Annotated in this window: 25 protein-coding genes; 12 read left to right on the plus strand and 13 right to left on the minus strand. The window is 54.9% G+C overall.

Annotated elements, in window-relative coordinates:
- Positions 1 to 43 precede the first annotated feature (43 nt).
- Together hcp and hcr are read left to right on the plus strand one after the other, a co-directional pair.
- Positions 44 to 1696 carry a hydroxylamine reductase gene (gene hcp / locus ACUY4Q_RS15770; protein WP_458043676.1) on the plus strand — a complete coding sequence of 551 codons (1653 nt, stop codon included), beginning with the start codon at positions 44 to 46 and terminating at the stop codon, positions 1694 to 1696.
- Between the two features lie 10 nt (positions 1697 to 1706).
- Entirely contained in the window at positions 1707 to 2675 is a 969-nt protein-coding gene (hcr, locus tag ACUY4Q_RS15775) for an NADH oxidoreductase (RefSeq protein WP_458043677.1), read from the plus strand.
- A gap of 52 nt (positions 2676 to 2727) precedes the next feature.
- Here hcr and ACUY4Q_RS15780 read toward each other — a convergent pair whose 3' ends face one another.
- Positions 2728 to 3156 (minus strand): DoxX family protein, encoded by a 429-nt coding sequence (locus tag ACUY4Q_RS15780; protein ID WP_458043678.1) that lies wholly within the window; start codon positions 3154 to 3156, stop codon positions 2728 to 2730.
- 150 nt (positions 3157 to 3306) lie between these two features.
- On the opposite strand from ACUY4Q_RS15780, the gene poxB reads away from it, so the two are divergent.
- The 4 genes from poxB (at position 3307) to ACUY4Q_RS15800 (ending at position 8730) form a co-directional block, all read left to right on the plus strand.
- Positions 3307 to 5025 carry a ubiquinone-dependent pyruvate dehydrogenase gene (poxB, locus tag ACUY4Q_RS15785; RefSeq protein ID WP_458047360.1) on the plus strand — a complete coding sequence of 573 codons (1719 nt, stop codon included), beginning with the start codon at positions 3307 to 3309 and terminating at the stop codon, positions 5023 to 5025.
- Positions 5026 to 5177: 152 nt separating this feature from the next.
- Positions 5178 to 6179 carry a low-specificity L-threonine aldolase gene (gene ltaE / locus ACUY4Q_RS15790; RefSeq protein WP_458043679.1) on the plus strand — a complete coding sequence of 334 codons (1002 nt, stop codon included), beginning with the start codon at positions 5178 to 5180 and terminating at the stop codon, positions 6177 to 6179.
- Positions 6180 to 6189: 10 nt separating this feature from the next.
- On the plus strand, positions 6190 to 7626 hold the full coding sequence (locus ACUY4Q_RS15795; RefSeq protein WP_458043680.1) for a DUF2867 domain-containing protein: 1437 nt from the start codon (positions 6190 to 6192) through the stop codon (positions 7624 to 7626).
- Between the two features lie 96 nt (positions 7627 to 7722).
- The gene (locus ACUY4Q_RS15800) at positions 7723 to 8730 is read left to right on the plus strand and encodes a 3-beta-hydroxysteroid dehydrogenase (RefSeq protein ID WP_458043681.1); all 1008 of its coding nucleotides are present in this window, start codon (positions 7723 to 7725) and stop codon (positions 8728 to 8730) included.
- A gap of 3 nt (positions 8731 to 8733) precedes the next feature.
- Here the strand turns inward: ACUY4Q_RS15800 and ACUY4Q_RS15805 are convergent, their stop codons facing one another.
- Complete coding sequence (locus ACUY4Q_RS15805; protein ID WP_458043682.1) at positions 8734 to 9564, minus strand: N-acetylmuramoyl-L-alanine amidase; 831 nt, start codon at positions 9562 to 9564, stop codon at positions 8734 to 8736.
- On the minus strand, positions 9564 to 9884 hold the full coding sequence (locus ACUY4Q_RS15810) for a heavy metal-binding domain-containing protein (protein WP_458043683.1): 321 nt from the start codon (positions 9882 to 9884) through the stop codon (positions 9564 to 9566). The genes ACUY4Q_RS15805 and ACUY4Q_RS15810 overlap by 1 nt, the downstream gene beginning before the upstream one ends.
- A 103-nt stretch (positions 9885 to 9987) precedes the next feature.
- Between ACUY4Q_RS15810 and ACUY4Q_RS15815 the strand changes: the two genes are divergently transcribed.
- From ACUY4Q_RS15815 to artJ, 6 genes are all read left to right on the plus strand, one after another.
- Positions 9988 to 10503, plus strand: coding sequence for a lipoprotein (locus ACUY4Q_RS15815; RefSeq protein WP_458043684.1), 516 nt, complete (start codon positions 9988 to 9990; stop codon positions 10501 to 10503).
- A gap of 222 nt (positions 10504 to 10725) precedes the next feature.
- Positions 10726 to 11454 (plus strand): arginine ABC transporter ATP-binding protein ArtP, encoded by a 729-nt coding sequence (gene artP / locus ACUY4Q_RS15820; protein WP_458043685.1) that lies wholly within the window; start codon positions 10726 to 10728, stop codon positions 11452 to 11454.
- 19 nt (positions 11455 to 11473) lie between these two features.
- Entirely contained in the window at positions 11474 to 12205 is a 732-nt protein-coding gene (artI, locus tag ACUY4Q_RS15825; protein WP_458043686.1) for an arginine ABC transporter substrate-binding protein ArtI, read from the plus strand.
- A 5-nt stretch (positions 12206 to 12210) separates the two neighbouring features.
- Positions 12211 to 12927 (plus strand): arginine ABC transporter permease ArtQ, encoded by a 717-nt coding sequence (gene artQ, locus ACUY4Q_RS15830; RefSeq protein WP_458043687.1) that lies wholly within the window; start codon positions 12211 to 12213, stop codon positions 12925 to 12927.
- A complete protein-coding gene (gene artM / locus ACUY4Q_RS15835) occupies positions 12927 to 13595 on the plus strand; it encodes an arginine ABC transporter permease ArtM (protein WP_458043688.1) in 669 nt (222 codons plus the stop codon). Before artQ ends, artM begins: the two co-directional genes overlap by 1 nt.
- 171 nt (positions 13596 to 13766) lie before the next feature.
- The gene (gene artJ / locus ACUY4Q_RS15840) at positions 13767 to 14498 is read left to right on the plus strand and encodes an arginine ABC transporter substrate-binding protein ArtJ (protein ID WP_458043689.1); all 732 of its coding nucleotides are present in this window, start codon (positions 13767 to 13769) and stop codon (positions 14496 to 14498) included.
- A 43-nt stretch (positions 14499 to 14541) separates the two neighbouring features.
- Here the strand turns inward: artJ and ACUY4Q_RS15845 are convergent, their stop codons facing one another.
- The 10 genes from ACUY4Q_RS15845 to rimK all read right to left on the minus strand — a co-directional run bounded on the left by ACUY4Q_RS15845 (position 14542) and on the right by rimK (position 24550).
- On the minus strand, positions 14542 to 16023 hold the full coding sequence (locus tag ACUY4Q_RS15845; protein WP_458043690.1) for a sensor histidine kinase: 1482 nt from the start codon (positions 16021 to 16023) through the stop codon (positions 14542 to 14544).
- Positions 16020 to 16739: a response regulator gene (locus ACUY4Q_RS15850; RefSeq protein ID WP_458043691.1), complete on the minus strand. Its 720-nt coding sequence runs from the start codon at positions 16737 to 16739 to the stop codon at positions 16020 to 16022. The genes ACUY4Q_RS15845 and ACUY4Q_RS15850 overlap by 4 nt, the downstream gene beginning before the upstream one ends.
- Before the next feature lie 89 nt (positions 16740 to 16828).
- Entirely contained in the window at positions 16829 to 17956 is a 1128-nt protein-coding gene (gene rlmC, locus ACUY4Q_RS15855) for a 23S rRNA (uracil(747)-C(5))-methyltransferase RlmC (protein WP_458043692.1), read from the minus strand.
- Positions 17957 to 17997: 41 nt separating this feature from the next.
- Entirely contained in the window at positions 17998 to 18471 is a 474-nt protein-coding gene (locus tag ACUY4Q_RS15860; RefSeq protein WP_458043693.1) for a YbjO family protein, read from the minus strand.
- 75 nt (positions 18472 to 18546) lie between these two features.
- A complete protein-coding gene (gene potI, locus ACUY4Q_RS15865; RefSeq protein WP_458043694.1) occupies positions 18547 to 19392 on the minus strand; it encodes a putrescine ABC transporter permease PotI in 846 nt (281 codons plus the stop codon).
- Positions 19389 to 20342, minus strand: coding sequence for a putrescine ABC transporter permease PotH (gene potH / locus ACUY4Q_RS15870; RefSeq protein WP_458043695.1), 954 nt, complete (start codon positions 20340 to 20342; stop codon positions 19389 to 19391). The genes potI and potH overlap by 4 nt, the downstream gene beginning before the upstream one ends.
- Positions 20343 to 20351: 9 nt before the next feature.
- Positions 20352 to 21485 (minus strand): putrescine ABC transporter ATP-binding subunit PotG, encoded by a 1134-nt coding sequence (gene potG / locus ACUY4Q_RS15875; RefSeq protein ID WP_458043696.1) that lies wholly within the window; start codon positions 21483 to 21485, stop codon positions 20352 to 20354.
- Positions 21486 to 21624: 139 nt separating this feature from the next.
- Positions 21625 to 22734: a spermidine/putrescine ABC transporter substrate-binding protein PotF gene (potF, locus tag ACUY4Q_RS15880; RefSeq protein WP_458043697.1), complete on the minus strand. Its 1110-nt coding sequence runs from the start codon at positions 22732 to 22734 to the stop codon at positions 21625 to 21627.
- 346 nt (positions 22735 to 23080) lie between these two features.
- Entirely contained in the window at positions 23081 to 23560 is a 480-nt protein-coding gene (locus ACUY4Q_RS15885) for a YbjN domain-containing protein (RefSeq protein WP_458043698.1), read from the minus strand.
- Positions 23561 to 23647: 87 nt separating this feature from the next.
- A complete protein-coding gene (gene rimK / locus ACUY4Q_RS15890; RefSeq protein WP_458043699.1) occupies positions 23648 to 24550 on the minus strand; it encodes a 30S ribosomal protein S6--L-glutamate ligase in 903 nt (300 codons plus the stop codon).
- Positions 24551 to 24555 lie beyond the last annotated feature (5 nt).

The raw sequence follows: 24555 nt of genomic DNA on the forward strand, positions 1-24555 counted from the left end.
ACATGTATTTAAAATATAACTTTAAAACTTATAAGGTGTGACTATGTTTTGTGTGCAATGTGAACAAACCATCCGTACCCCGGCGGGCGATGGCTGCGCGTATGCGCAGGGTATGTGCGGCAAAACGGCCGAAACATCGGACCTGCAGGACCTGCTGATCGCAGCGCTTCAGGGACTTTCTGCCTGGGCCAGCAAAGCCCGTGAGTACGCTATTATCAATCATGATATTGATAATTTCGCGCCACGCGCCTTCTTCTCTACCCTGACCAACGTTAACTTTGATTCCGTGCGTATCGTCGGTTATGCGCGTGAAGCGATTGCGTATCGTGAAGCATTAAAAGCCCGGTGCCTGAGCATTGATCCTGCGGCTGCCGTTGAGAATCCGATGGCGGATCTGCAACTGTTGAGCGACGATTTGGGCGATCTGCAACGTCAGGCCGCTGCCTTCACGCCAAACATTGATAAAGCCGTGATCGGTGAAAATATTCTGGGCCTGCGTCTTCTCTGCCTGTATGGCCTGAAAGGTGCCGCTGCGTATATGGAGCATGCCCACGTGTTGGGTCAGTACGACAACGACATTTATGCCCAATATCATAAGATCATGGCCTGGCTGGGTACCTGGCCTGCCGATATGAATGCCCTGCTCAACTGTTCGATGGAAATCGGTCAGATGAACTTTAAGGTCATGAGCATTCTGGACGCTGGCGAAACCACGGCATACGGTCACCCGACGCCAACCCAGGTCAACGTCAAAGCGGTTGCTGGTAAATGCATCCTGATTTCCGGCCACGATCTGAAAGATCTGCACAACCTGCTGCAACAGACCGAAGGCACGGGCGTTAACGTCTACACCCATGGTGAGATGCTGCCGGCGCACGGTTACCCTGAACTGCGTAAATACAAGCATCTGGTCGGTAACTACGGTAGCGGCTGGCAGAACCAACAGGTTGAGTTTGCCCGCTTCCCTGGCCCTATCGTGATGACCTCGAACTGCATTATCGATCCGACCGTGGGGTCGTATGACGAACGTATCTGGACGCGCAGCATCGTGGGTTGGCCGGGCGTTAATCATCTTGAGGGCGACGACTTCAGCCGTGTCATCACCCAGGCACAACAGCTGGCGGGCTTCCCGTACAGCGAGATTGAACACCTCATCACCGTCGGCTTTGGTCGTCAGACACTTCTTGGCGCGGCAGATACCCTGATTGACCTCGTCAGCCGCGAAAAACTGCGTCACATCTTCCTCGTCGGGGGATGTGATGGCGCACGCGGTGAACGTAACTACTTCACCGATTTCGCCACCAGCGTGCCGGACGACTGCCTGATTCTGACCCTGGCATGCGGGAAGTATCGTTTTAACAAACTGGACTTTGGCAACATTGAAGGACTGCCGCGTCTGGTCGATGCCGGTCAATGTAACGATGCTTACTCCGCCATTATCCTGGCGGTAACGCTTGCCGAGAAACTCGGTTGTGGCGTGAACGACCTGCCGCTGTCGCTGGTGCTCTCCTGGTTCGAACAAAAAGCGATCGTGATTCTGCTGACCCTGCTGTCGCTGGGCGTGACTAACATTGTAACCGGGCCAACCGCGCCGGGCTTCCTGACTCCCGATCTGTTGGCGGTACTGAATGAAAAATTCGGTCTGCGTGCCATCACCACCGTCGAGCAGGATCTGCAGCAGATGTTAGGCGCTTAAGGAGTAAAGAATGACAATGCCAACCCCGCAGTGCCCGTGGCGTATGCAGGTTCATCACATTCATCAGGAAACGCCGGATGTCTGGACCCTGTCGCTGTTATGCCATGATTACTATCCGTACCGCGCGGGCCAGTATGCGCTGGTCAGTATCCGCAACAGTGCAGATCAGATGCGCGCCTACACCCTCTCCTCAACGCCGGGGGTCAGCGAGTACATTACGCTGACCATTCGTCGTCTGGATGACGGCGTGGGTTCATCCTGGCTGACGCAGGAGGTCAAACGCGGCGATTATCTGTGGTTATCTGACGCGCAGGGAGATTTTACCTGCGACAATCAGACCAATGATAAGTTGCTGCTACTGGCGGCTGGCTGTGGGGTGACGCCGGTCATGTCAATGCGTCGCTGGCTGGCAAAATACCGTCCGCAGGCGGATGTGGAGGTGATTTTTAGCGTCCGTTCGCCGCGTGATGTGATATTTGCCGAAGAGTGGAAAAACTACCCGGTCACCCTGGTCGCAGAAAACCATGCCGTCGACGGTTTCCTGGCCGGACGTTTGACGCCGGAGATCCTGCGTATGGTTCCTGACCTTGCCTCACGCACCGTCATGACCTGCGGACCTGCACCTTACATGGACCAGGTTGAAAAGGATGTAAAAGCGCTGGGCGTCACGCAATTCTTTAACGAGAAATTCTTTACCCCGGTTGCAGAAGCGGCCACCAGCGGCTTGAAGTTTACCAAACTCCAGCCGGCGAAAGCCTTCTTTGCGCCGGTCGGCACAACCCTGTTGGAAGCGTTCGAAAGCAACAACGTGCCGGTAAATGCCGCATGTCGTGCTGGCGTATGCGGTTCCTGTAAAACGAAGGTCATTTCCGGGAAATACAGTGTTAACAGCACGATGACGCTGACCCCGCAGGAGATTACTGAGGGCTATGTGCTGGCCTGTTCATGCCACCCGGAGAGTGATTTAGTGCTGGCGTGATGAGAGTATCGGGCACGTTCAAAAGCCTTCCCTTTGCGGGAAGGCTTTTTTGTTACTTCAGGGAAGGAATAAGAGAGTAACGCCCTGCCCCCAGGAAGGCGACTGCCAGCCCGCCAATAAAGAAATAGACCAGACTCTCAATGGCCCAGGCACCTGTCGGATCCAGCGCACCCGTCTTACCGACACCCACCATCAGCCATGCCACTACCATGGTAAAGGCCAGAACCAACGCCGCCGGGCGCGTAAAGACGCCGATAACAATCAGGACAGGAGCAAGTACCTCACCCACCAGCACGCCGTAGGCGATAAAACCTGGCAATCCTTTCGCCACTAACATACCGGCAATGCCATCAATACCGTCCATCAGCTTGTGGAAACCGTGAAAAAACATCAGTCCGCCTACTGCCAGGCGCAGCAGTAACCGACCAAAATCCTCATGCGCTAACATCTTATTAACCGGATCTAACAATGTTTTAACCATCTGAAATGATTCCTATTTTTATCCAACTGCAGGCAGATTATTCCTAATCCTGAAATAAATAAAGCCCTAACTAATAAGGGGCAATTTACGCAAAATTAATGACATTTCATCGACTACGCTTTAGACGAGATATTCAAATGGAGTCAGATGATGAAACAGACAGTGGCAGCCTATATTGCAAAAACGCTGGAGCAGGTCGGCATCAAACGGATCTGGGGCGTAACCGGTGATTCGCTGAATGGCTTAAGTGATAGCCTTAATCGTATGGGAACCATCGACTGGATGCCGACGCGTCATGAAGAAGTGGCGGCGTTTGCTGCGGGTGCGGAAGCCCAGTTAACGGGTGAACTGGCGGTATGTGCCGGTTCCTGCGGCCCGGGCAACCTGCACCTGATTAATGGCCTCTTTGACTGCCATCGCAATCATGTTCCGGTACTGGCGATTGCGGCCCATATTCCTTCAAGCGAAATCGGTAGCGGCTATTTTCAGGAGACCCACCCGCAAGAGTTGTTCCGTGAGTGCAGCCACTATTGCGAGCTGGTTTCCTCCCCTGAACAAATCCCTCAGGTGCTGGCCATTGCGCTGCGCACCGCCATCCTGAAACGTGGCGTGGCGGTGATTGTTCTGCCGGGCGACGTGGCACTGAAACCGGCCCCGGAAACAGCCAGCAGCCACTGGTACCCGGCACCCCAGCCCGTGGTGACGCCCGCTGAGGAAGAACTGAAAAAACTGGCGCAACTGCTGCGCTACTCCAGCAACATCGCGTTGATGTGCGGCAGCGGCTGCGCTGGTGCGCATAGCTCGCTGATTGAGTTCGCCGCCAAACTTAAAGCGCCAATCGTGCACGCCATGCGCGGCAAAGAGCATGTGGAGTATGACAACCCTTACGATGTGGGTATGACAGGCCTCATTGGGTTCTCCTCCGGTTTTCATACCATGATGAACGCCGATACCTTGATCCTGCTCGGCACGCAGTTCCCCTATCGCGCTTTCTACCCCACGGATGCCAAAATCATTCAAATCGATATCAACCCAGCCAGCATAGGTGCGCATAGCAAGGTGGACATGGCGCTGGTGGGAGACATCAATGCGACCTTAACGGCCCTGTTGCCTTTGCTGGAAGAGAAAACCGATCGCCGTTTCCTCGATAAAGCGCTGGAGCACTATCGTGATGCCCGTAAAGGGCTGGACGATCTTGCCAAACCCAGCGATAAAGCCGTGCATCCGCAATATCTGGCGCAACAGATTAGCCACTTTGCCAGTGATGATGCCATTTTCACTTGCGATGTGGGTACACCTACCGTCTGGGCCGCTCGCTACCTGAAAATGAACGGCAAACGTCGCCTGCTGGGCTCGTTTAATCACGGTTCGATGGCCAATGCCATGCCGCAGGCGCTGGGAGCCAAAGCGACGGCACCCGATCGTCAGGTTATTGCCATGTGCGGCGATGGCGGCTTCAGCATGCTGATGGGCGATTTTCTGTCGGTGGTGCAGATGAAGCTGCCCGTGAAAATCATCGTCTTTAATAACAGCGTACTGGGCTTTGTCGCGATGGAGATGAAGGCGGGGGGCTACCTGACGGACGGCACCGACTTGCATGACACCAACTTCGCCCGCATTGCCGAAGCCTGTGGCATCCCGGGCATTCGGGTGGAAAAATCAGCCGATGTCGATGCGGCGCTGCAACAGGCCTTTTCCATCGATGGCCCGGTGCTGGTAGACGTGGTAGTCGCTAAAGATGAACTGGCGATCCCACCGCAAATCAAGCTGGAACAGGCCAAGGGCTTTAGCCTTTATATGCTGCGCGCCATCATCAGCGGACGCGGCGATGAAGTTGTCGAACTGGCGAAAACCAACTGGCTCAGGTAAAACATCCTTTTACCTCGACACAAATCATTCATGATGCATCAAGGCGGCAAGCACGATAATCCCCAGGCGCATAGGTCACTATGCCACTGGGGATAGCGAGTTCAGCCAACGCAGATTCAGCGTGAAGGATGAAGTGTATATAAGGAAATGCCATGATTGATTTACGCAGCGATACCGTCACCCGCCCCACTCGCGCCATGCTCGAACAGATGCTGGCCGCCCCTGTCGGGGACGATGTCTACGGGGATGACCCGACCGTCAACGCACTACAACGCTACGCCGCCGAACTCAGCGGCAAAGAAGCTGCCCTTTTCCTGCCGACAGGCACGCAGGCTAACCTGGTGGCGCTGCTGAGCCACTGCGAACGCGGCGAGGAGTATATCGTCGGTCAGGGCGCGCACAATTACCTGTACGAAGCCGGCGGCGCGGCGGTACTGGGTAGCATTCAGCCCCAACCCCTTGATGCGGCACCCGATGGCAGCCTGCCACTGGATAAAGTCGCCGCCAAAATCAAAGCCGATGATATTCACTTCGCGCGCACCAAACTGCTCAGCCTCGAAAACACCCACAACGGCAAAGTCCTGCCACGCGACTATCTTCAACAAGCGTGGACGTTCACCCGTGAGAAGGGGCTGGCACTGCATGTTGACGGTGCGCGTATCTTCAACGCCGTGGTGGCCTATGGCTGTGAGCTGCGTGAGATTACCCAATATTGTGACTCGTTCACCATTTGTCTCTCAAAAGGGTTAGGCGCGCCGGTGGGTTCTCTGCTGGTGGGCAGTAGCGACTACATCAAACGTGCCAACCGCTGGCGTAAGATGACCGGTGGCGGCATGCGTCAGGCCGGGATCCTTGCAGCCGCCGGACTTTATGCGCTGCAAAACAACGTGCAGCGTCTCAAGGACGATCACGATAACGCGGCCTGGATGGCAGCGCAGCTGCGTGAAATCGGCGCAGATGTGATGCGTCACGATACTAACATGCTGTTTGTTCGCGTGGGTGAAGAGCACGCCGCCGCGCTGGGTGACTACATGCGGGACCATGACGTCTTGCTTAATGCCTCGCCAATTGTACGGCTGGTGATGCACCTGGACGTCAATCGTGAGCAGCTTGCCGAAGTGGTTCGCCACTGGCAGGCATTTTTGCAGCGTTAAGGAGCCGGGCGTGCCACATCCCATTCTGGTGCTGGGTGCCAGCGGCTACATTGGTCAGCACTTGATTAAGGCCTTGAGCGATCAGGGTCATGAGGTGCGGGCGGCGGCGCGCCAGCTTTCGCGTTTGCAAAAACAGCAGTTGCCAGGGGTGACCTGCCACGAGATTGACCTCAGTTGGCCAAACGATCTCCCGTCATTGCTAAAAGATGTCGAGACGCTCTACTACCTGGTGCACAGCATGGGCGACAGCAGGGATCTGGTGGCCCAGGAGCGGCAAATTGCCCTCAACGTGCGGGATGCCTTACGGGAGACTCCGGTCAGCCAGGTTATTTTCTTAAGCTCATTGCAGGCGAAAGAGGCCAGCGAATCACACCATCTCAAGGCCCGCCAGCTCACCGGCGACCTGCTGCGTGATGCGGGGGTGCCAGTGACCGAACTGCGTGCCGGGATCATCGTCGGAGCCGGTTCCGCGGCCTTCGAAGTGATGCGCGATATGGTGTACAACCTGCCGGTACTGACGCCGCCGCGCTGGGTTCGTTCGCGCACCACGCCCATTGCGCTGGAGAACCTGCTGCACTATTTACTGGAACTGCGCCATCACTTTTCGCCCGAGCATCGTGTTTTCGAAGCAGCCGGACCCGAGGTGCTCAGCTATCAGCAACAGTTTGAACATTTTATGGCGGTAAGCGGTGTACATCGCCCGCTTATCGCCATTCCGCTACCGACCCGACTGATTTCCGTCTGGTTTTTACAGGCCATCACCTCGGTGCCACCGACCATAGCGCAGAGCCTGATTCAGGGGCTGAAACACGACTTACTGGCGGATGATGCGGCCCTGCGTGAGCGCATTCCTCAGCCCTTGATCCCTTTTGATGAAGCCGTAAGACGCACCCTAAAGGACGAAGAGAAGCTGGCAAACTCCAGCGACTGGGGTTATTCCCCTCAGGCGTTTGCCCGCTGGCGGCCACAATATGGCTATTTCCCCAAACAAGCTGGATTCACCGTTAAGACCGAGGCCAGTCTGAGTGCGCTCTGGGATGTCATCAATCAGATTGGCGGCAAAGAAGGTTATTTCTTCGGCAATGCGCTCTGGCAAACTCGCGCCCTGCTCGACAGGCTCATCGGCCATCGGCTGGCGAAAGGCCGCCCTGCGCATGCGCATTTGCAGGTGGACGATCGGGTGGATAGCTGGCGCGTCATTATCGCCGACCCGCAGGAACAGCTGGCGCTGCTGTTTGGCATGAAAGCCCCCGGACTCGGTCGCCTGAGTTTTACCCTGACGGACAAAGGCCAGTACCGCCTGCTGGATGTTCGCGCCTGGTGGCATCCGCACGGTATGCCAGGGTTAATTTACTGGTTGCTGATGTTCCCGCCTCATCTGTTTATCTTTCGGGGGATGGCGCGGCGTATTGCGCGACTCGCAGAACAATCCACAGAAAAAAACTAAAAACAGACCTTATTCTTTCATGTTTCCGATTGCATACCGACGTATTTCACGGAAGAATGCGCACGCAATGAATGCGGGTCACTATAGTGGATTGCTATGAAGGTTTTGGTCACAGGCGCAACCAGCGGTTTAGGGCGCAATGCCGTCGAATATTTACGCCAGAAAGGCATAAGCGTGCGGGCCACCGGGCGCAACAAAGCGATGGGCGCGCTGCTGACGAAAATGGGCGCGGAGTTTATTCATGCCGACCTGACCGAGCTGGTCTCTTCCCAGGCCAAAGCCATGCTTGCGGGAGTCGATACCCTCTGGCATTGCTCCAGCTTTACTTCGCCCTGGGGCACTCAGGCTGCCTTTGATCTGGCAAACGTTCGTGCCACACGTCGTCTTGGCGAATGGGCCGTTGCCTGGGGGGTACGCAATTTTATTCATATCTCGTCCCCCTCTCTCTACTTCGACTACCGCCATCATCACGCCATTCATGAAGACTTTTGCCCGACGCGATTTGCCAACGAATTCGCGCGTAGCAAGGCGGCCAGCGAAGATGTCATTCAGCTGCTGGCGCAGGCCAACCCTAACACCCGATTTACGGTGCTGCGTCCACAAAGCGTGTTTGGCCCCCATGACAAAGTGCTGATCCCCCGCCTGGCGCAGATGATGCATCACTACCGCAGCGTACTGCTCCCACGCGGTGGCCGCGCTACGGTGGACATGACCTATTACGAGAACGCGGTACACGCCATGTGGCTGGCAAGCCAGCCCGCCTGCGATACGCTGCCTTCGGGGCGAGCTTACAACATCACCAATGGCGAACCCCGTACGTTGCGCAGCATTGTGCAGAAGCTCATTGACGAGCTGGAGGTGGATTGCCGCATCCGCTCCGTGCCCTATGCCATGCTGGATGTGGTGGCCCGCAGTATGGAGCATTTCGGTAATAAGTCAGCAAAAGAGCCGGCGTTCACCCATTACGGTGTGTCTAAGCTCAATTTTGACTTCACGCTCGACATCAGCCGAGCGGAAAAAGAGCTGGGTTATCAGCCCATCGTCACGATTGATGACGGCATCACCCGCACGGCTCACTGGCTTAAAGACCACGGCAAAATCTAACCTCTAACCCTGACCATATTTTTCCAGCAACGCTTCTGCAATCGCCTGACTTTGTGCATCGGCTACACCGTTGTACAGCGCCGGGCGGAAATGCATCTGAAACGCCATGATCACCCGTTTCTGCTGACCTGGCGTCATGTCAGGTTTCACCTCGTAGCCATAGCGGGCCAGCAAATCGAGCAAGGAAGCGGTATCGACAGCGTCGTAAGGGTCACGGCCATTGAGATAAAAAGCGACGCGTGCAGCATCCGGCCAGGCCCCGATCCCCTGCCCGGCAAGTTCACGCCAGGGGAACAGTGGGCCGGGATCGTCTTTTCGCTGCGGCGCGATATCCGAGTGCGCCACCACATTTTGCGGTAGTATGTTGTAACTACTTATAATGTCTTTCGCCAGAGGAATCAACGCGGCAATTTGTTGTGGCTCAAAAGGGGTGAAACGCTTTGTACCCGCAACGTTTTGCCAACCGCGGTTTTCCAGCTCAATGCCTATCGAGGTGTCGTTGATGCGCGTGGCATTACGCCAGTAGCTGATCCCCGCATGCCAGGCCAGCGACTGCTCCGGCACGAGCTGCCAGATACGAGGCTTACCCCCGTAAACCGGCGGACGTGCCGGAATGAGGTAATGCGAGCTGACATGTTTGTCGGTTAAGGTCGCCAGGGAGACGTCAAAATCATCGGCCGTATAGTGAAGCACCAGCACTTTAATACGCGGATAGGCGGCTTGTGCCTGACGGCGGGTATCAAGCTGATACCCATCTTTCTCAACAATGCCCTTTTCACCCGCGCATCCTGCGAGCAGCAGTGTCAGCAATAATAATCCTAAAAGACGGCGCATCAGCGTGTCTTCACTGCGGTTCCGCTGACGCTGACCATCAACATGCTACTGTCTTTGCCGACGGTCTCATAATCGATATCAATACCGACAACCGCGTTCGCACCCAGTGCTTTAGCCTGCTCGCCCAGTTCACGAAAGGCGATTTCACGCGCTTTGCGTAACTCTTTTTCATAAGCGCCGGAACGGCCACCCACGATGTCGCGAATACCGGCAAAGAAATCACGAAAAATATTGGCCCCCAGAATCGCTTCACCGGTTACCACGCCGCAGTATTCCACGATCGGCTGCCCTTCCAGCGTTGGGGTCGTTGTAAATTGCATCAGTTTCTCCTTTTAGACTTCAGTGCGTTACTCCTCACATTATCGAAGCAATACACTATTCTTGAAAGGTACTTAACTCCGAAGCGAAAATAAGGAAATCATTATGCGCTATTCTGCTCTGACTCTCGCTTTACCCTGTGCACTGCTGCTAAGTGCCTGTACCACGGTCACCCCTGCGTTTAAGGACACTGGCACCCGCAGCGGTCAATGCATTGAAGGTGGCCCTGATACCGTCGCGCAGAAATTTTATGATTATCGTATTGAGCACCGTAACAACGATGTAACGGCGCTGCGCCCTTATCTGAGCGATGACCTGGCGGCAATGCTTAACGCAGCCGGTCGCGACAACCGTAACACCGCGCTGCTCAAATCTGATCCCTTCTCCAGCCGCACCGTCGCTCCTGAAAAAGCCAGCGTCGCTAGCGCCTCGACCATTCCTAATACCGATGCCCGTAATATCCCTTTAACGGTGACGCTTACGCAGGGTAGCCAGCAATGGCAGGATGAAGTGCTGATGATTCGCGAAGGCCAATGTTGGGCCGTTGACGATGTGCGTTATCTGGGAGGCGCCGCGCATGCGCCCGCTGGCACATTACGCCAGTCTATCGAGCATCGATAGCGAATCCGGGGTGTCTAAGCAGGCAATCCCCCTTTAACCCCGCAAAATGTCTGGCATTCCCCTGCGAATGCCGACATTTATTCCTGCTAACCTCGCGGCCCGGTATTTTGTGCTAACTTTATTAGGTAACACGGTTTATATTTAAGTTTTAACGCACAAATATTGCATAACTATTCTGCCAACGTTACTATTTGCGGCCTCAATTGCTATTAGATTGCCTCGATGAGTATAAAATTAAACGGCATTAACTGCTTCTATGGCGCACACCAGGCGCTCTTCGACATTACGCTTGATTGCCCACAGGGCGAAACGCTGGTGCTCCTCGGCCCGAGCGGCGCGGGTAAAAGCTCGCTGCTGCGCGTGCTGAACCTGCTTGAGCTGCCGCGTTCTGGTCAGCTCAGTATTGCAGGCAATCACTTCGATTTTGCAAAAACCCCGTCTGACAAAGCGATCCGCGACTTGCGCCAGAACGTGGGCATGGTCTTCCAGCAGTACAATCTGTGGCCCCACCTGACGGTGGTGCAAAACCTGATTGAAGCCCCTTGCCGCGTGCTGGGCTTAAGCAAAGATGCGGCGATGGCCCGTGCCGACAAACTGCTGGAACGTTTACGCCTCAAACCCTATAGCGACCGTTACCCACTCCACCTTTCCGGCGGTCAGCAACAGCGTGTCGCTATTGCTCGTGCGCTGATGATGGAACCTCAGGTGCTGCTGTTTGACGAACCGACGGCGGCCCTTGATCCAGAAATTACCGCGCAGATCGTCAGTATCATTCGTGAACTGGCAGAGACCGGCATTACGCAGGTGATCGTCACCCACGAAGTGGAAGTGGCACGTAAAACCGCCAGCCGTGTGGTTTACATGGAAAATGGCCGTATCGTCGAACAAGGGGATGCGAGCTGCTTTGCCACGCCGCAAACCGATGCGTTCAAATATTACTTATCTCACTGATGTTCTTGGGGAAATGACAATGAAAAAAGTACTGATCGCCGCACTGCTTGCAAGCGTCAGCCTGACTGCCTCCGCAGCACAGACTATCCGTTTCGCCACCGAAGCAAGCTACCCTCCGTTTGAATCCACTGATGCGAACAACAAAATTGTCGGTTTTGATGTCGATCTGGCAAACGCATTATGTAAAGAGATTGATGCCACCTGTACCTTCACCAACCAGGCCTTTGACAGCCTGATCCCGAGCCTGAAATTCCGCCGTTTTGACGCGGTAATGGCCGGTATGGATATCACGCCTGAGCGTGAAAAGCAGGTGCTGTTTACCACCCCTTACTATGACAACTCTGCTCTGTTCGTGGGTCAGGCCGGTAAATTCACCAGCATTGATGCCCTGAAAGGCAAAAAAGTCGGCGTACAGAACGGCACCACCCACCAGAAATTTATTAACGATAAGCACCCGGAAATCACCACCGTCCCGTACGACAGCTACCAGAACGCGAAGCTGGATCTGCAAAATGGCCGTATCGACGCCGTGTTTGGTGATACTGCGGTCGTGACCGAGTGGCTGAAAGCGAACGATAAGCTGGTCGCAGTGGGCGATAAAGTGACTGACAAAGAGTACTTCGGTACTGGCCTGGGTATTGCTGTGCGTCAGGGCAACACGGAGCTGCAGCAGAAATTTAATGCTGCGCTGGAAAAAGTGAAGAAAGATGGGACTTACGAGACCATCTACAGCAAATGGTTCCAGAAGTAATCTGAATGAACGAAATTTTTCCTTTAGCAAGCGCCGCCGGGATGACCGTCGGCCTTGCCGTTTGCGCGCTGATTATCGGCCTGGCTCTGGCGATGATATTTGCGGTATGGGAATCAGCGAAGTGGCGCCCTGTCGCATGGGCAGGCACCGCACTGGTCACCATTTTGCGCGGCCTGCCAGAGATTCTGGTGGTGCTGTTTATATATTTTGGCTCTTCCCAGCTACTGCTTATTCTTTCTGACGGTTTCAGTATTAACCTCGGGTTTGCTCAGATTCCCGTGCAGTTGCAGATTGAAAACTTCGATGTCAGTCCGTTCCTGTGCGGCGTCATTGCGCTTTCCCTGCTCTATTCCGCCTATGCCTCCCAGACGCTGCGCGGTGCGCTCAAAGCCGTACCGCAAGGTCAGTGGGAGTCCGGTCAGGCTCTGGGGCTGTCAAAAAGCGCCATCTTTTTCCGCCTGGTGATGCCGCAGATGTGGCGTCATGCGCTGCCAGGACTGGGTAACCAGTGGCTGGTGCTGCTGAAAGATACGGCTCTGGTTTCGCTGATAAGCGTAAATGATCTGATGCTCCAGACCAAAAGTATTGCCACTCGTACTCAGGAGCCTTTCACCTGGTACATTGTGGCGGCGGCTATCTACTTGGTAGTCACCCTGCTTAGCCAATGGATCCTCAAACGCATTGACCTGCGTGCCACGCGCTTTGAACGGAGACCAGGCTAATGCTCGAATTTTTCCCGGAATTACTCAAAGGCCTTCATACCAGCCTGACGCTCACCGTCGCCTCGCTGATTGTGGCGCTGATCCTCTCGCTGCTGTTTACCATCGTACTGACGCTGAAAACGCCGGTACTCAACTGGATAGTGCGCGGGTACATCACGCTCTTCACCGGGACGCCGCTGCTGGTGCAGATCTTCCTGATTTACTACGGGCCAGGTCAGTTCCCGGTACTGCAGGAATATCCGGCTGTCTGGCGTCTGTTATCGGAACCCTGGCTGTGCGCATTGCTGGCCCTGTCGCTGAACAGTGCGGCTTACACCACCCTGCTTTTCCATGGGGCGATTCGCGCCATCCCTGAAGGGCAGTGGCAGTCCTGCAGCGCGCTGGGAATGAGCAAGAAGGACACGCTGGCCATTCTGCTGCCCTATGCCTTCAAACGCGCCCTCTCGTCGTATTCGAACGAAGTGGTGCTGGTGTTTAAAAGTACCTCACTGGCTTACACCATCACCCTGATGGAAGTCATGGGGCACGGGCAGTTGCTGTACGGCCGCACGTATGATGTCACCGTGTTTGGTGCAGCAGGTCTGATTTATCTGGTGGTCAATGGCTTGTTGACCCTGATGATGCGCTTAATTGAACGCAGAGCGCTGGCCTTTGAACGCCGAAACTAATGCATAAACAGTAATCAACTAAGCGAGTAACTTATTAAGTACTCGCTTTTTTTATGCGACATACAAAATATTTAAGCAAATATATTGCATACAAATTCATTAACTGGCATTGTTAGCCCCATGCCTCAGACACGGCAACAACAATAAGACTGACAGACAGGAGTTCCAACAATGAAAAAATTGATTCTGGCCGCCCTTCTCGCCACTTTCGCCGCAGGCGCAACGGCGGCAGACAAAATTAACTTCGGTGTCTCTGCGACTTATCCGCCCTTTGAGTCCATGGATGCCAACAATAAAATTGTTGGTTTCGATATCGATCTCGCGACGGCACTGTGCAAACAAATGCAGGCCGAGTGCACTTTTACCAACCATGCTTTCGACAGTCTGATCCCGGCGCTGAAATTCAAAAAATATGATGCCGTGATCTCTGGAATGGACATCACCCCGGAACGTAGCAAGCAGGTCTCCTTCACCGAGCCTTACTACGCCAACTCTGCGCTGGTCATCGCTAAAAAAGATGCCTTTAAATCTTTTGAAGATCTGAAAGGCAAACGTATCGGGATGGAAAACGGGACGACCCATCAGAAATACCTGCAGGATAAGCACCCGGAAGTGAAAACCGTTGCCTATGACAGCTATCAGAACGCGATTATCGACCTGAAAAATGGCCGTATAGATGGCGTGTTTGGTGACACGGCGGTGGTGAACGAGTGGCTGAAAACCAACCCGCAACTGGGTGCTGCCACGCCGAAAGTGACCGATGCCCAGTACTTCGGCACCGGCCTTGGCATCGCGGTTCGCCCGGACAACAAAGCGCTACTGGAAAAACTGAACGGCGCGCTGGCAGCCATCAAGGCTGACGGCACTTACCAAAAAATCAGCGATCAGTGGTTCCCACAGTAAGTTGACAGCCAAAGAAAAAGCCGCGTAATGCGGCTTTTTTATTTTAGCGACCCTGAAACGGCAGTGAAAAACGGAAACAGGCGCCCGTACGTATATCGATTAACTGAATATCCCCGCCGTGCAGTTGCAGCATCCGCCTGACAATCATCAGTCCCAACCCACCCCGCGCTTCTCCCGTTTGCGGTTTATCCAGCACCGACGGGCGCTGGAACAAACTGGCACGGAGCGCCATCGGAACGCCGGCACCGCTGTCTTCAATTTCCACCACCAGTTGGCCCCCCTCCTGATGCGCGCGCAGGGCAATGATGCCGCCGTCAGGCGTATGTCGAATGGCATTGTCGAGCAGATTGGTCAGCACCCGTTCCATCATCGATAGATCGGCACAGACCTGCGGTAGCCCCATGGGCAGGTCCAGATGCAGGCGAATGGCGCGCGTTTCAGCCATCAGGTCGAATTTTTGCGTCACGTCCTGCACCAGCTCAGCCATGGAAAACGCTTCCGGTTGCGGTTTAATGCCGCCGTGCTCCAGCCTTGCCAGCTCGAAAAGCTGCTGCGACAGATGGCGCACCTTGTTGCCCTGTCGCATTGCTATATTGAGATAGTGTTTAGACTCTTCCGCCGTCAAATGGTCCGCTTTTACCGACAGCGTTTCCAGGTAGCCGAGTAAGGACGTCAGCGGCGTGCGCAGGTCATGGGAGATGTTTGCTACGAACTCCCGGCGTTGTCGGTCGTTATCAGCCAGTTCATCCCACTGGCTGGCCGTCCGGCGCGACAGTTCAATAAATGCATTTTGCAGTACCGCAACTTCATTGCCGATACCCGGGTCAAGGGGTTGCTCCGCAAGCCGTTTAATGGCGACGATCCCCTCCTGCTCCAGCGCACTCACTTCACGGGTCAGTAACTTCACCGGGCGTGTCACCCACCACCAGGCGAACACACCAGCCAGCGCGCCTAATAGCGCGACCAGCAGGAGGGACCATAATAACGCGCGCCATAAGGCTTGCTGCCAGGCGCTGTCAGCCAGGGCATCCAGCGCCTCTCCCTGCAGAATAATGTAAAGGTAACCGCGCAACTGCCCTTCCACACGGACGGGCGACACGCTGAATACCTTTTGCTTATCAAGGCTGCGAGGATCGTCGCCATAAACGGGCCAGGCTGCCCCGGCAAGGAAATCCTGCAACGGTGCGAGATTAATACGTTCACGCTTGATGTGCCCTGGCGGAGCAGCATCAGCCAGCAAAATCCCGTCCGGGGAGACCATATACAGCTCCACGCTGGGATTGAGGGTCATCAGGCGGTCGAACAGGGATTTCAGCGCCTCACGGTTCACTAGCCCCTGCTTGTCGAGCAGTGATTCGCTTCGGGCTATCTGCTGCGCCAGGCCAGCCGAGAGTCGTTGGACCATCGCATCCCCATAGCGCGTGCTGCTGTAGAGTTGTAATGAGCAGGCCGCAGCCGCGCATAACAACAGCAGCGCGGTAAATACCAGCGTCAGCCGTTGGCTCAAACTTAACCGTTGCATCACCCCTCCTCGTGTCCGCTTGTAGAGAATTTATAGCCTTTTCCCCAGACGGTGAGGATAATTTCCGGCGCGGCGGCATCTTTTTCGATCTTCATGCGCAGGCGGTTGATGTGGGTATTGACGGTATGTTCATAGCCCTCATGCTGGTAACCCCACACCTGTTCCAGCAGCGCCAGTCGCGAGAACACCTCGCCAGGATGACGGGCAAACCAGTAGAGCAGATCGAATTCGCGCGGCGTTAAATCAACCAGTTCACCGCGCAGACGAACTTCACGGGGCAGAGGGTCAATGGTGAGAGAGTGGCACGCAATGCTTCCCATCCCCAGCCGGATATTGCGCCCCATGGCCTCCTGGCGGCGAAACAGCGCTTTCACCCGCGCCACCAGTTCCAGCACGGAAAAGGGTTTTGCCAGGTAGTCGTCTGCGCCCATTTCCAGGCCCAACACGCGGTGCGTTTCGCTGGATCTGGCGCTGATGATAATCACCGGCAGGTAGCGGGTCATCTGCCGGATACGACGACAAATTTCCAGCCCATCCACATTCGGCAGCATTAAATCGAGGATCACCGCATCCCAGTCAGTTTTCTCCAGTTGAAGCAGTGCTTTCGCGCCATCCTCTTCGTGGACAATCTGAAAGCCCTCATCCCGCAGGTTGAGCTGCAACAGGTCAGCAATATCCCGATCGTCTTCGACCAACAGTATTTTTTTAGCGGCGTCCATCTTCTGTTCCGGTTAGGGCGTTACTGATTAGAGTAACGAATAACCGGGCAGGAAGTTGTCACAAATTCGTTATAAATTTCAGAAGGGCACTATTTTCGGATAAGCAGCGTCAGCACTTCGTAGTGGGCGGTATGCGGGAACATATCAAACAGTTGCACCCGTTCAATACGGTAACCCGGCAACAGGCGGAAATCCTTCGCCATGGTCTGTGCGTTACAGCTGGAGTAGACAAGAAACGGCGGCGCCATGCGGCTCAGGTAGTCACAGAGTGCTTTGCCAATCCCGCGGCGCGGTGGGTTCACCAGCACCAGATCCGGCACGTCCCCCTGGTCTGTTGCAAAAGCCGTAGAGTCGAGGGCCTGAAAATGCAGCCGGGTCAGACCCAACTGTTCCGCAGACTGGGTGGCGCTGGCAATGGCCTCCGGCGCAATTTCGATCCCGGTCAGCGTCATCTCAGGTGTGGCGCAGTGCAAACCAAAGCCGCCCACGCCACAGAAGAGATCCCACATATGCTGTACCGGCAGCGATCTCACCCACTCCCTGGCCGTCGCGTATAACGCGCTGGCGACCACCGGGTTGGTCTGGAAAAAGCTTTGCGGACGGATCCATAAAGGCACATCGTTGAAGCATTCTGCCAGCGCCTGCTGTTGCGTCAGGAATATCTCCTTTTCACCCTCCATAATCGCCATATGCACCGGCTGAATATTGACGGAGATGACGCTTAAGGTGGGCAGTTGAGCCTGCAACCAGGGCAACGCCGCGCGTAGCTGCTCAAGCTTGGCTTCAGAGCGCAGCACAAACCTGAGCATCATCCCACCGGTGTGCTGGCTTTCGGTGAGCAGGAGGTATTTCAGTTCACCGCGCTTGCGTTCAACGTTATAGGGCGTTAAACCGGCACGGGCGATAAAGGGTTTCAGGGCGGTAAATGCCAGAGAGAAGGATGGCGGGTATAACGGACAATCGGTCAGATCAACCGGCGTTCCGTCACGATGCAGCATACCGAACAGGGGTTTCTCAACGCTACCGCTGACGACCATTTTTGCTTTATTACGAAAGCCCGCTTCAGGGCCACTCACCGGCGCACACCATTCCGCTACCGGTAATCCCTCCATCAGCGTACGGAGATCCGACATTTTAGCGGTCAATTGTGTTGATACCGGTTGCTCAATCCACTGGCAGGATCGACAGCGTCCGGCGTCATAAAGTGCGCACTGCATAATAAAGCCTTCTGTTTTGCGGGGGCCGGATTGTACCACCGTTATTGCAGTCGGAAAAACCGTCGGCTGGGTGACGGAACAAACAACAGAAGCAGCGCCAGAAGATCCGGCAATTTTTGCATCATGAGGGTTCGGAAAATCTCACGTTTTGATTCCCCAGGGATGCTAAACAGCTCCGGATAGCCGTAACCCAACGAAGCCGCCCAAAGATAGCTACCCGAGATGAGTTGGGTCAGCAAATAGATCCAACGCGCCCAGTTTCGGCCTTTAACCACCGAAAAGGCGCAAAGTATTTCGATGAATACCAGCACCAGGCTGCCGAAGAAAATCAGGGTTAACGCCCAGGTTTGTGCGCTGCGCTGGACAAAATCGACCAGACCTTGCGGGCCGAGCGTGATGAAAATCATCAGAAAGTCGACGCAACGGATGGTGATAATGGCGATAGCCGCGACCTGAACTAACGCCGGAACATTCGGGCGGGCGTGGGTGTGGCGTGTTTTAGTAAAGAATCCCAATTGGTACTATTCCCTGTGAATAGATGCCGCGACAAGCGCGGCATCTGCGACACAACTGTAAAGATTCTAGAGGCATTATCCCCGTCTTGCACGCTGGATATCTCTGATACGTTGCTTTTCAGCACGCGCCATCAGACACCAGGCGATAAAACCAACGATCCCCACCACGCCAAGGATCAACGAGGCCAGGGCGTTGATTTCCGGATTCACCCCCATGCGCACGCTGGAGAACACCAGCATCGGCAGGGTCGTCGCGCCCGGGCCGGAGACGAAGCTCGCAATCACCAGGTCATCCAGTGACAGGGTAAAGGCCAGCAGCCAGCCTGAAATGATGGCGGGCATCAGCATCGGTAAGGTGATGATGAAGAAGACCTTAAGGGGGGTCGCCCCCAGATCCATCGCCGCCTCTTCAATAGAGCGGTCAAGCTCGCGCAGACGCGACGAGATAACCACCGCCACGTAGGCCGTACAGAAGGTGACATGGGCCAGCCAGATGGTCAGCATGCCACGGTCTGACGGCCAGCCAATGGCGTGAGCCAGCGCCACAAACAACAACAGCAGCGACAGACCGGTGATGACATCGGGCATAACCAGCGGTGCGGTTATCATAAACGCAAAGCCATTCGAGCCACGAAAACGGCCAAAACGCACCATCACGACGGCGGCGATGGTCCCCAGTACGGCCGCCATGGTGGCGGCACAGGCGGCAATGGTAAGGCTCAGCCCCACCGCGCTCATCATCGCATCGTCACGGAAAAGCTCGCCATACCAGCGTGTCGACCAGCCTGCCCAGACGGTGACCAGCTTAGAGCTGTTAAACGAGTAGATGACCAGCATCAGCATCGGTGCATAGAGAAAAGTAAAACCCAGCACCAGAATCAGGATACGCCACGGTGAGCGCACAACCGGCAAGTTATTCATGCACCCTCTCCCATCTGTTTCTGCTGATGTTTATGGAACCACATGATCGGCACGATCAGCAGCAACAGCATGATAATGGCGACCGCCGAAGCAACAGGCCAGTCACGGTTGTTGAAGAACTCCTGCCACAGAACGCGACCAATCATAATGCTGTCTGGCCCCCCCAGTAGCTCAGGGATCACGAACTCCCCTACCGCCGGGATAAATACCAGCATAGAGCCCGCAATAATGCCCCCTTTGGTCAGCGGCACAATCACGCTGAAGAAGGTTTTCAGCGGACGTGCGCCCAAATCCAGAGAGGCTTCCACCAGCGAGTAATCGATACGGGTCAGCGCGGTATAGATAGGCAGCACCATAAACGGCAGATAGGCGTACACAATGCCGATATAAACCGCCAGATTGGTGTGCAAAATCGCCAGCGGCTGATCGATGACGCCGAGCCAGATCAGGAAGTTATTCAGTACGCCATTGCTTTTCAGAATGCCCATCCACGCATAGACGCGGATAAGGAACGACGTCCATGACGGCAGCAGCACCAGCAGCAGCAAAATGTTGCGGGTTGACGGCTTACTGTGCGCCACCGCCCAGGCCAGCGGGTAGCCCAGCAGCAGGCAGCAAATTGTCGACACGCCAGCCACCTGTAACGACTGGAGATAAGCTTCAAAATAGAGCGGATCGTCCGTCAGCTGCAGGAAGTTGTTGATGTTGAGCGAAATCGTCAGTTGATTATCGGCCCACTCCACCAGATCGGTGTAGGGGGGAATCGCCCTGGCCATCTCTGCGAGGCTGATTTTGAATACAATCAAAAACGGCAGTAAGAACAGGAGAATCAGCCAGATATAGGGCAGCGCAATCACCAGTTTGCGCCCGTGCTTCATCTGTAAACGCGCCAGCCAGAGCCTAAAACCGCCCGGCTGTTCAACGCGGGATGGGGGTTCAAGTGTACTCATTACCGCTCCTTAAACCGTCAGCACGACGCAGCTGTCTGCTTCCCAACACAGGCGCACTTCGTCGCCCCAGGTCGGCATGCCTTTACGATAACGATAGGCGTTTTGCAGCTGCGCACTGATCATTTGCCCACTCTGCAAGCGCACATGATAAATCGACAGGTCACCCAGGTAGGCGATATGCACCACCTCGCCTACCGCAAAGTTGTAGCCATCGGCAGGCGGCTCTTCACAGAGCATGATTTTCTCCGGACGCAGCGCCACATAAACCGGCACGTTGTCGATGACGGAGGCATCCACATCCACTTTCAGCGGATGAATCAGTCCCGGAGAGTCAATGACCAACCCGTCTTCCTGGCGCTCTTTGAGCACCCCTTCAAAGACGTTAACGGAACCGATAAATTCTGCGCTATAGCGGGTGGTGGGGTGTTCGTAAATCTCTTCCGGCTCACCAATCTGCACGAACTTGCCACGGTTCATGATGGCGATACGTCCCGCCATGGTCATCGCCTCTTCCTGGTCATGCGTCACCATCACACAGGTCACGCCTACGCGCTCCAGGATGTCGACCACTTCCAGTTGCATGCGGTCGCGCAGCTTTTTATCCAGCGCGCCCATCGGCTCATCCAGCAGCAGTAATTTTGGTCGTTTTGCCAGACTGCGCGCCAGTGCCACACGCTGACGCTGCCCACCGGACAACTGATGAGGTTTACGTTTGGCGAACTCCTGCATATGCACCAGACTCAGCATTTCGGCCACCCGGGCGGTAATTTCCGCCTTCGGCAGCTTATCCTGCTTGAGGCCAAAGGCGATATTCTGCTCCACGGTCATGTGGGGGAAGAGCGCATAGGACTGGAACATCATATTAATCGGGCGCAAATACGGCGGCACATGGGCCAGATCGACGCCATCAAGCATGATTTGCCCGCTGGTCGGCAGCTCAAAACCTGCCAGCATACGCAGTAGCGTCGATTTGCCGCAGCCGGACGGCCCCAGCAGCGCGAAAATCTCGCCTTTGTAGATGGTCAGACTGACATCATCAACCGCGTGCTGACCCTCAAACGACTTGGTCAGATTACGGATTTCCAGCAGGGGCGTTAAATCCTTACGGGTTTTCGCCTGTGGGCGGGGGATAGCGTCATTCACTCAAGTGCTCTCCGGCAAAAAACATCAACCGCACGTTTCGGCTGATTAAAAATGACTGGACAGAGGCCGATGACCTCTGTCCATTTTTGGGGCAACTGCACCGCCCTGGTGCAACACAATCACGGTTCAGGCGATTGATTTATTTGCCGCTTTTCACTTTTGTCCACGCACGGGTTCTTACGCGGTCAATTTTAGGATCCTGCACTTTCAGCGTATACAGCTTGGCGAATACATCCGCTGGCGGATAGATAGCCGGGTTGTCACGCACTTCGGCGCTGATGAGGGGAACCGATGCTTTGTTACCGTTAGCATAGAACACGTGGTCGCTGACATGGGCGATGACGTCCGGACGCATCAGGTAGTTCAGGAACTGATAAGCTTCCTCTTTGTTTTTTGCGTCAGTCGGCATAGCGAAGACATCAAAGAACGCCAGCGCGCCCTCTTTTGGAATGATGTAAGAAACGTTCACACCGTTTTTCGCTTCTTTGGCGCGGTTTGCCGCCTGCCACACATCTCCTGCCCAGCCGATAGCAACGCAGATATCGCCGTTGGCCAGATCGTTGATGTACTGAGAAGAGTGGAAGTAGCGAATATTCGGACGCAGTTTCAGCAGCAGATCGGTGGCGGCAACGGAGTAGTCATCCGCTTTGCTGCTGTTGGGATCTTTGCCAAGGTAGTTCAGCACGGTGGCGAAGATCTCTTCCGGCGCATCCAGGAAGGAGACGCCGCAGCTCTTCAGTTTCTCCAGGTTTTCCGGTTTCAGCACCAGATCCCAGCTGTCTACCGGCACATCACCCAGCGCGGCTTTGACTTTATCGACGTTGTAGCCAATGCCGGTGGTGGCCCACAGATAGGGTACCGCGTATTTGTTATCCGGATCGTGTTTGGCGACCATCTTTAATACGTCCGGATCCATGTTTTTCCAGTTCGGCAGCTTGCTCTTATCCAGCGGCTGGAAAACCCCTGCGGTCAGCTGACGCTCCAGGAAGCTCGCGGACGGCACCACCAGATCGAAACCGGTACTGCCGGCCATCAGTTTGCCTTCCAGCACTTCATTGGAGTCAAACACGTCGTAAACGACTTTAATGCCTGTCTCTTTTTCAAAATTTGCCACCGTATCCGGCGCAATATAGTCAGACCAGTTATAAACATGCAGCGTCTTTTGCTCTGCGGCGAGTGTGCTGGCAGAGACGGCCATCAATGCACCCGCAACAAGACCTGATAACCATTTTTTACTCAAGGCGGTCATATCTCATTCCTTCTGGAAAGTCCGTTACCATACGAACTAAATGTACGCATTTAAGATATGCAAAATTCATGCATATTTTGTCAGTCTGCACTGGCCGAAGAGAAAAATTCTTTCGGTCGACGCCGCATGCTTTTAAAGCATCGCAAGAATAACTGTAGCCAGGGTTAGAGGCTATAGGGCAGATTAAAAAACGCCTTTTATCAATTTTTTATGCAGATTCTGTCTATGTGATAAGCCGAACAGGGGGGAATGGCGGTGAATGATGCTGGCAAGAGAGGATAAAAGCAGAATAAAAATATCTGTTATGCAGCCGCTCTGGCAGCGACTGCGCTTAAGTGACAAAGCCTTAGTGAAGAAAATTGCGCGATTCATCACCGCTTGCCGATTCTTCTTCTTCCGGGATATAGAGCAATTGATGGGCGCGAGCCTCAAGAATCACCATTGAAATTTGCTCTTCGCTTTGCTGCATAAACCAGGCGAACTGCTCGATAGTGACACCAACATTAACGGATAATGTCTGGCAAACCACCAGCTTTGGCAGGTTATCATCCTGAATATCGATAAACGCTTTCACCGTCAAAGAACTGGCATTAATTGCTGAGAGATCGGCAGCCAGCGCCAGCAGCGCAGATGGCTTCACTTCGGCCATTGCGGTGAAGAGCAACACATCGTTAATGAGATCGATTTTGGCGTCAAACACCCCATCAAAATTCTGCATATGCGGCAGGTGCAACGCCTGGCAGGTATCGCATTCAAAGAAATTAATACCCACTTCGTCGAGCCATTGACGTAGGGTGTCCAGACCAGGGACGACAAGTGAATCCATAGTACGAAACGACCTCTGACTAAAAAAATAATGCCCTAGCTTACGCAAAAAGCCGGACGTGTACCATTCTACCGGGGAGAAAATCGGCTATCCGCCGGTTTTCAGGCAAAAACCAGGGGTAGCGTGACGCTCGATCCAGTGGATCATTTTGCCTGCAATATCAACGCCGGTGGTTTTTTCGATACCTTCCAGCCCAGGCGAGGCGTTCACTTCCATCACCAGCGGCCCGCGGTTGGCGCGCAAAATATCGACTCCGGCGACATCCAGACCGAGCGTTTTGACCGCTGCCAGCGCCAGTTCACGCTCACGCGGCGTAATGGTGGCGACGGTGGCCACGCCGCCACGGTGTAGGTTGGAGCGGAAATCGCCCTCTTTCGCCTGACGTTCAATGGCCGCCACCACTTCATCACCAACAACCAGGCAACGGATATCCCTGCCCTTCGCCTCTTCAATGTACTCCTGCACCAGGATATGGGCGTTCAGGCCGCGAAACGCATCAATCACGCTCTCCGCCGCCTGCCGGGTTTCGGCCAGCACCACGCCAATTCCCTGAGTACCTTCTACCAGCTTCACTACCAGCGGGGCACCGCCGACCATCGCAATCAGGTCGCTGGTGTCATCCGGCGAATGGGCAATACCGGTAACCGGAAGATCAATGCCCTGTCGCGCCAGCAGCTGTAGCGAACGCAATTTATCTCTGGCGCGCATAATGGCGACGGATTCGTTTAGCGGATAGCTGCCCAGCATTTCGAACTGACGCAGTGATGCCGTGCCGTAATAGGTGATAGCAGAACCGATGCGCGGGATCACCGCATCAAAGTGGGGAAGCTGACGACCTTTGTAATGCACCGCGGAGGCGGCCGGATCGATGCTCATATAACATGACAACGGATCGAGGATCTCGATTTGATGGCCTCGTGACGTGGCGGCCTCCCGCAGACGTTTGCACGAATAGAGCGTTCCGTCCCGGGACAATACGGCTATTTTCACCCTGC

This window comes from Phytobacter cepae (assembly GCF_054165735.1).

What these genes read in the sequence shown, in the direction of transcription:
- hcp (WP_458043676.1), top strand. Translation starts at nt 44, where the DNA reads ATGTTTTGTGTGCAATGTGAACAAACCATCCGTACCCCGGCGGGCGAT.
- hcr (WP_458043677.1), top strand. Translation starts at nt 1,707, where the DNA reads ATGACAATGCCAACCCCGCAGTGCCCGTGGCGTATGCAGGTTCATCAC.
- ACUY4Q_RS15780 (WP_458043678.1), bottom strand. Translation starts at nt 3,156, where the DNA reads ATGGTTAAAACATTGTTAGATCCGGTTAATAAGATGTTAGCGCATGAG.
- poxB (WP_458047360.1), top strand. Translation starts at nt 3,307, where the DNA reads ATGAAACAGACAGTGGCAGCCTATATTGCAAAAACGCTGGAGCAGGTC.
- ltaE (WP_458043679.1), top strand. Translation starts at nt 5,178, where the DNA reads ATGATTGATTTACGCAGCGATACCGTCACCCGCCCCACTCGCGCCATG.
- ACUY4Q_RS15800 (WP_458043681.1), top strand. Translation starts at nt 7,723, where the DNA reads ATGAAGGTTTTGGTCACAGGCGCAACCAGCGGTTTAGGGCGCAATGCC.
- ACUY4Q_RS15805 (WP_458043682.1), bottom strand. Translation starts at nt 9,564, where the DNA reads ATGCGCCGTCTTTTAGGATTATTATTGCTGACACTGCTGCTCGCAGGA.
- ACUY4Q_RS15810 (WP_458043683.1), bottom strand. Translation starts at nt 9,884, where the DNA reads ATGCAATTTACAACGACCCCAACGCTGGAAGGGCAGCCGATCGTGGAA.
- ACUY4Q_RS15815 (WP_458043684.1), top strand. Translation starts at nt 9,988, where the DNA reads ATGCGCTATTCTGCTCTGACTCTCGCTTTACCCTGTGCACTGCTGCTA.
- artP (WP_458043685.1), top strand. Translation starts at nt 10,726, where the DNA reads ATGAGTATAAAATTAAACGGCATTAACTGCTTCTATGGCGCACACCAG.
- artI (WP_458043686.1), top strand. Translation starts at nt 11,474, where the DNA reads ATGAAAAAAGTACTGATCGCCGCACTGCTTGCAAGCGTCAGCCTGACT.
- artQ (WP_458043687.1), top strand. Translation starts at nt 12,211, where the DNA reads ATGAACGAAATTTTTCCTTTAGCAAGCGCCGCCGGGATGACCGTCGGC.
- artM (WP_458043688.1), top strand. Translation starts at nt 12,927, where the DNA reads ATGCTCGAATTTTTCCCGGAATTACTCAAAGGCCTTCATACCAGCCTG.
- artJ (WP_458043689.1), top strand. Translation starts at nt 13,767, where the DNA reads ATGAAAAAATTGATTCTGGCCGCCCTTCTCGCCACTTTCGCCGCAGGC.
- ACUY4Q_RS15850 (WP_458043691.1), bottom strand. Translation starts at nt 16,739, where the DNA reads ATGGACGCCGCTAAAAAAATACTGTTGGTCGAAGACGATCGGGATATT.
- rlmC (WP_458043692.1), bottom strand. Translation starts at nt 17,956, where the DNA reads ATGCAGTGCGCACTTTATGACGCCGGACGCTGTCGATCCTGCCAGTGG.
- potI (WP_458043694.1), bottom strand. Translation starts at nt 19,392, where the DNA reads ATGAATAACTTGCCGGTTGTGCGCTCACCGTGGCGTATCCTGATTCTG.
- potH (WP_458043695.1), bottom strand. Translation starts at nt 20,342, where the DNA reads ATGAGTACACTTGAACCCCCATCCCGCGTTGAACAGCCGGGCGGTTTT.
- potF (WP_458043697.1), bottom strand. Translation starts at nt 22,734, where the DNA reads ATGACCGCCTTGAGTAAAAAATGGTTATCAGGTCTTGTTGCGGGTGCA.
- ACUY4Q_RS15885 (WP_458043698.1), bottom strand. Translation starts at nt 23,560, where the DNA reads ATGGATTCACTTGTCGTCCCTGGTCTGGACACCCTACGTCAATGGCTC.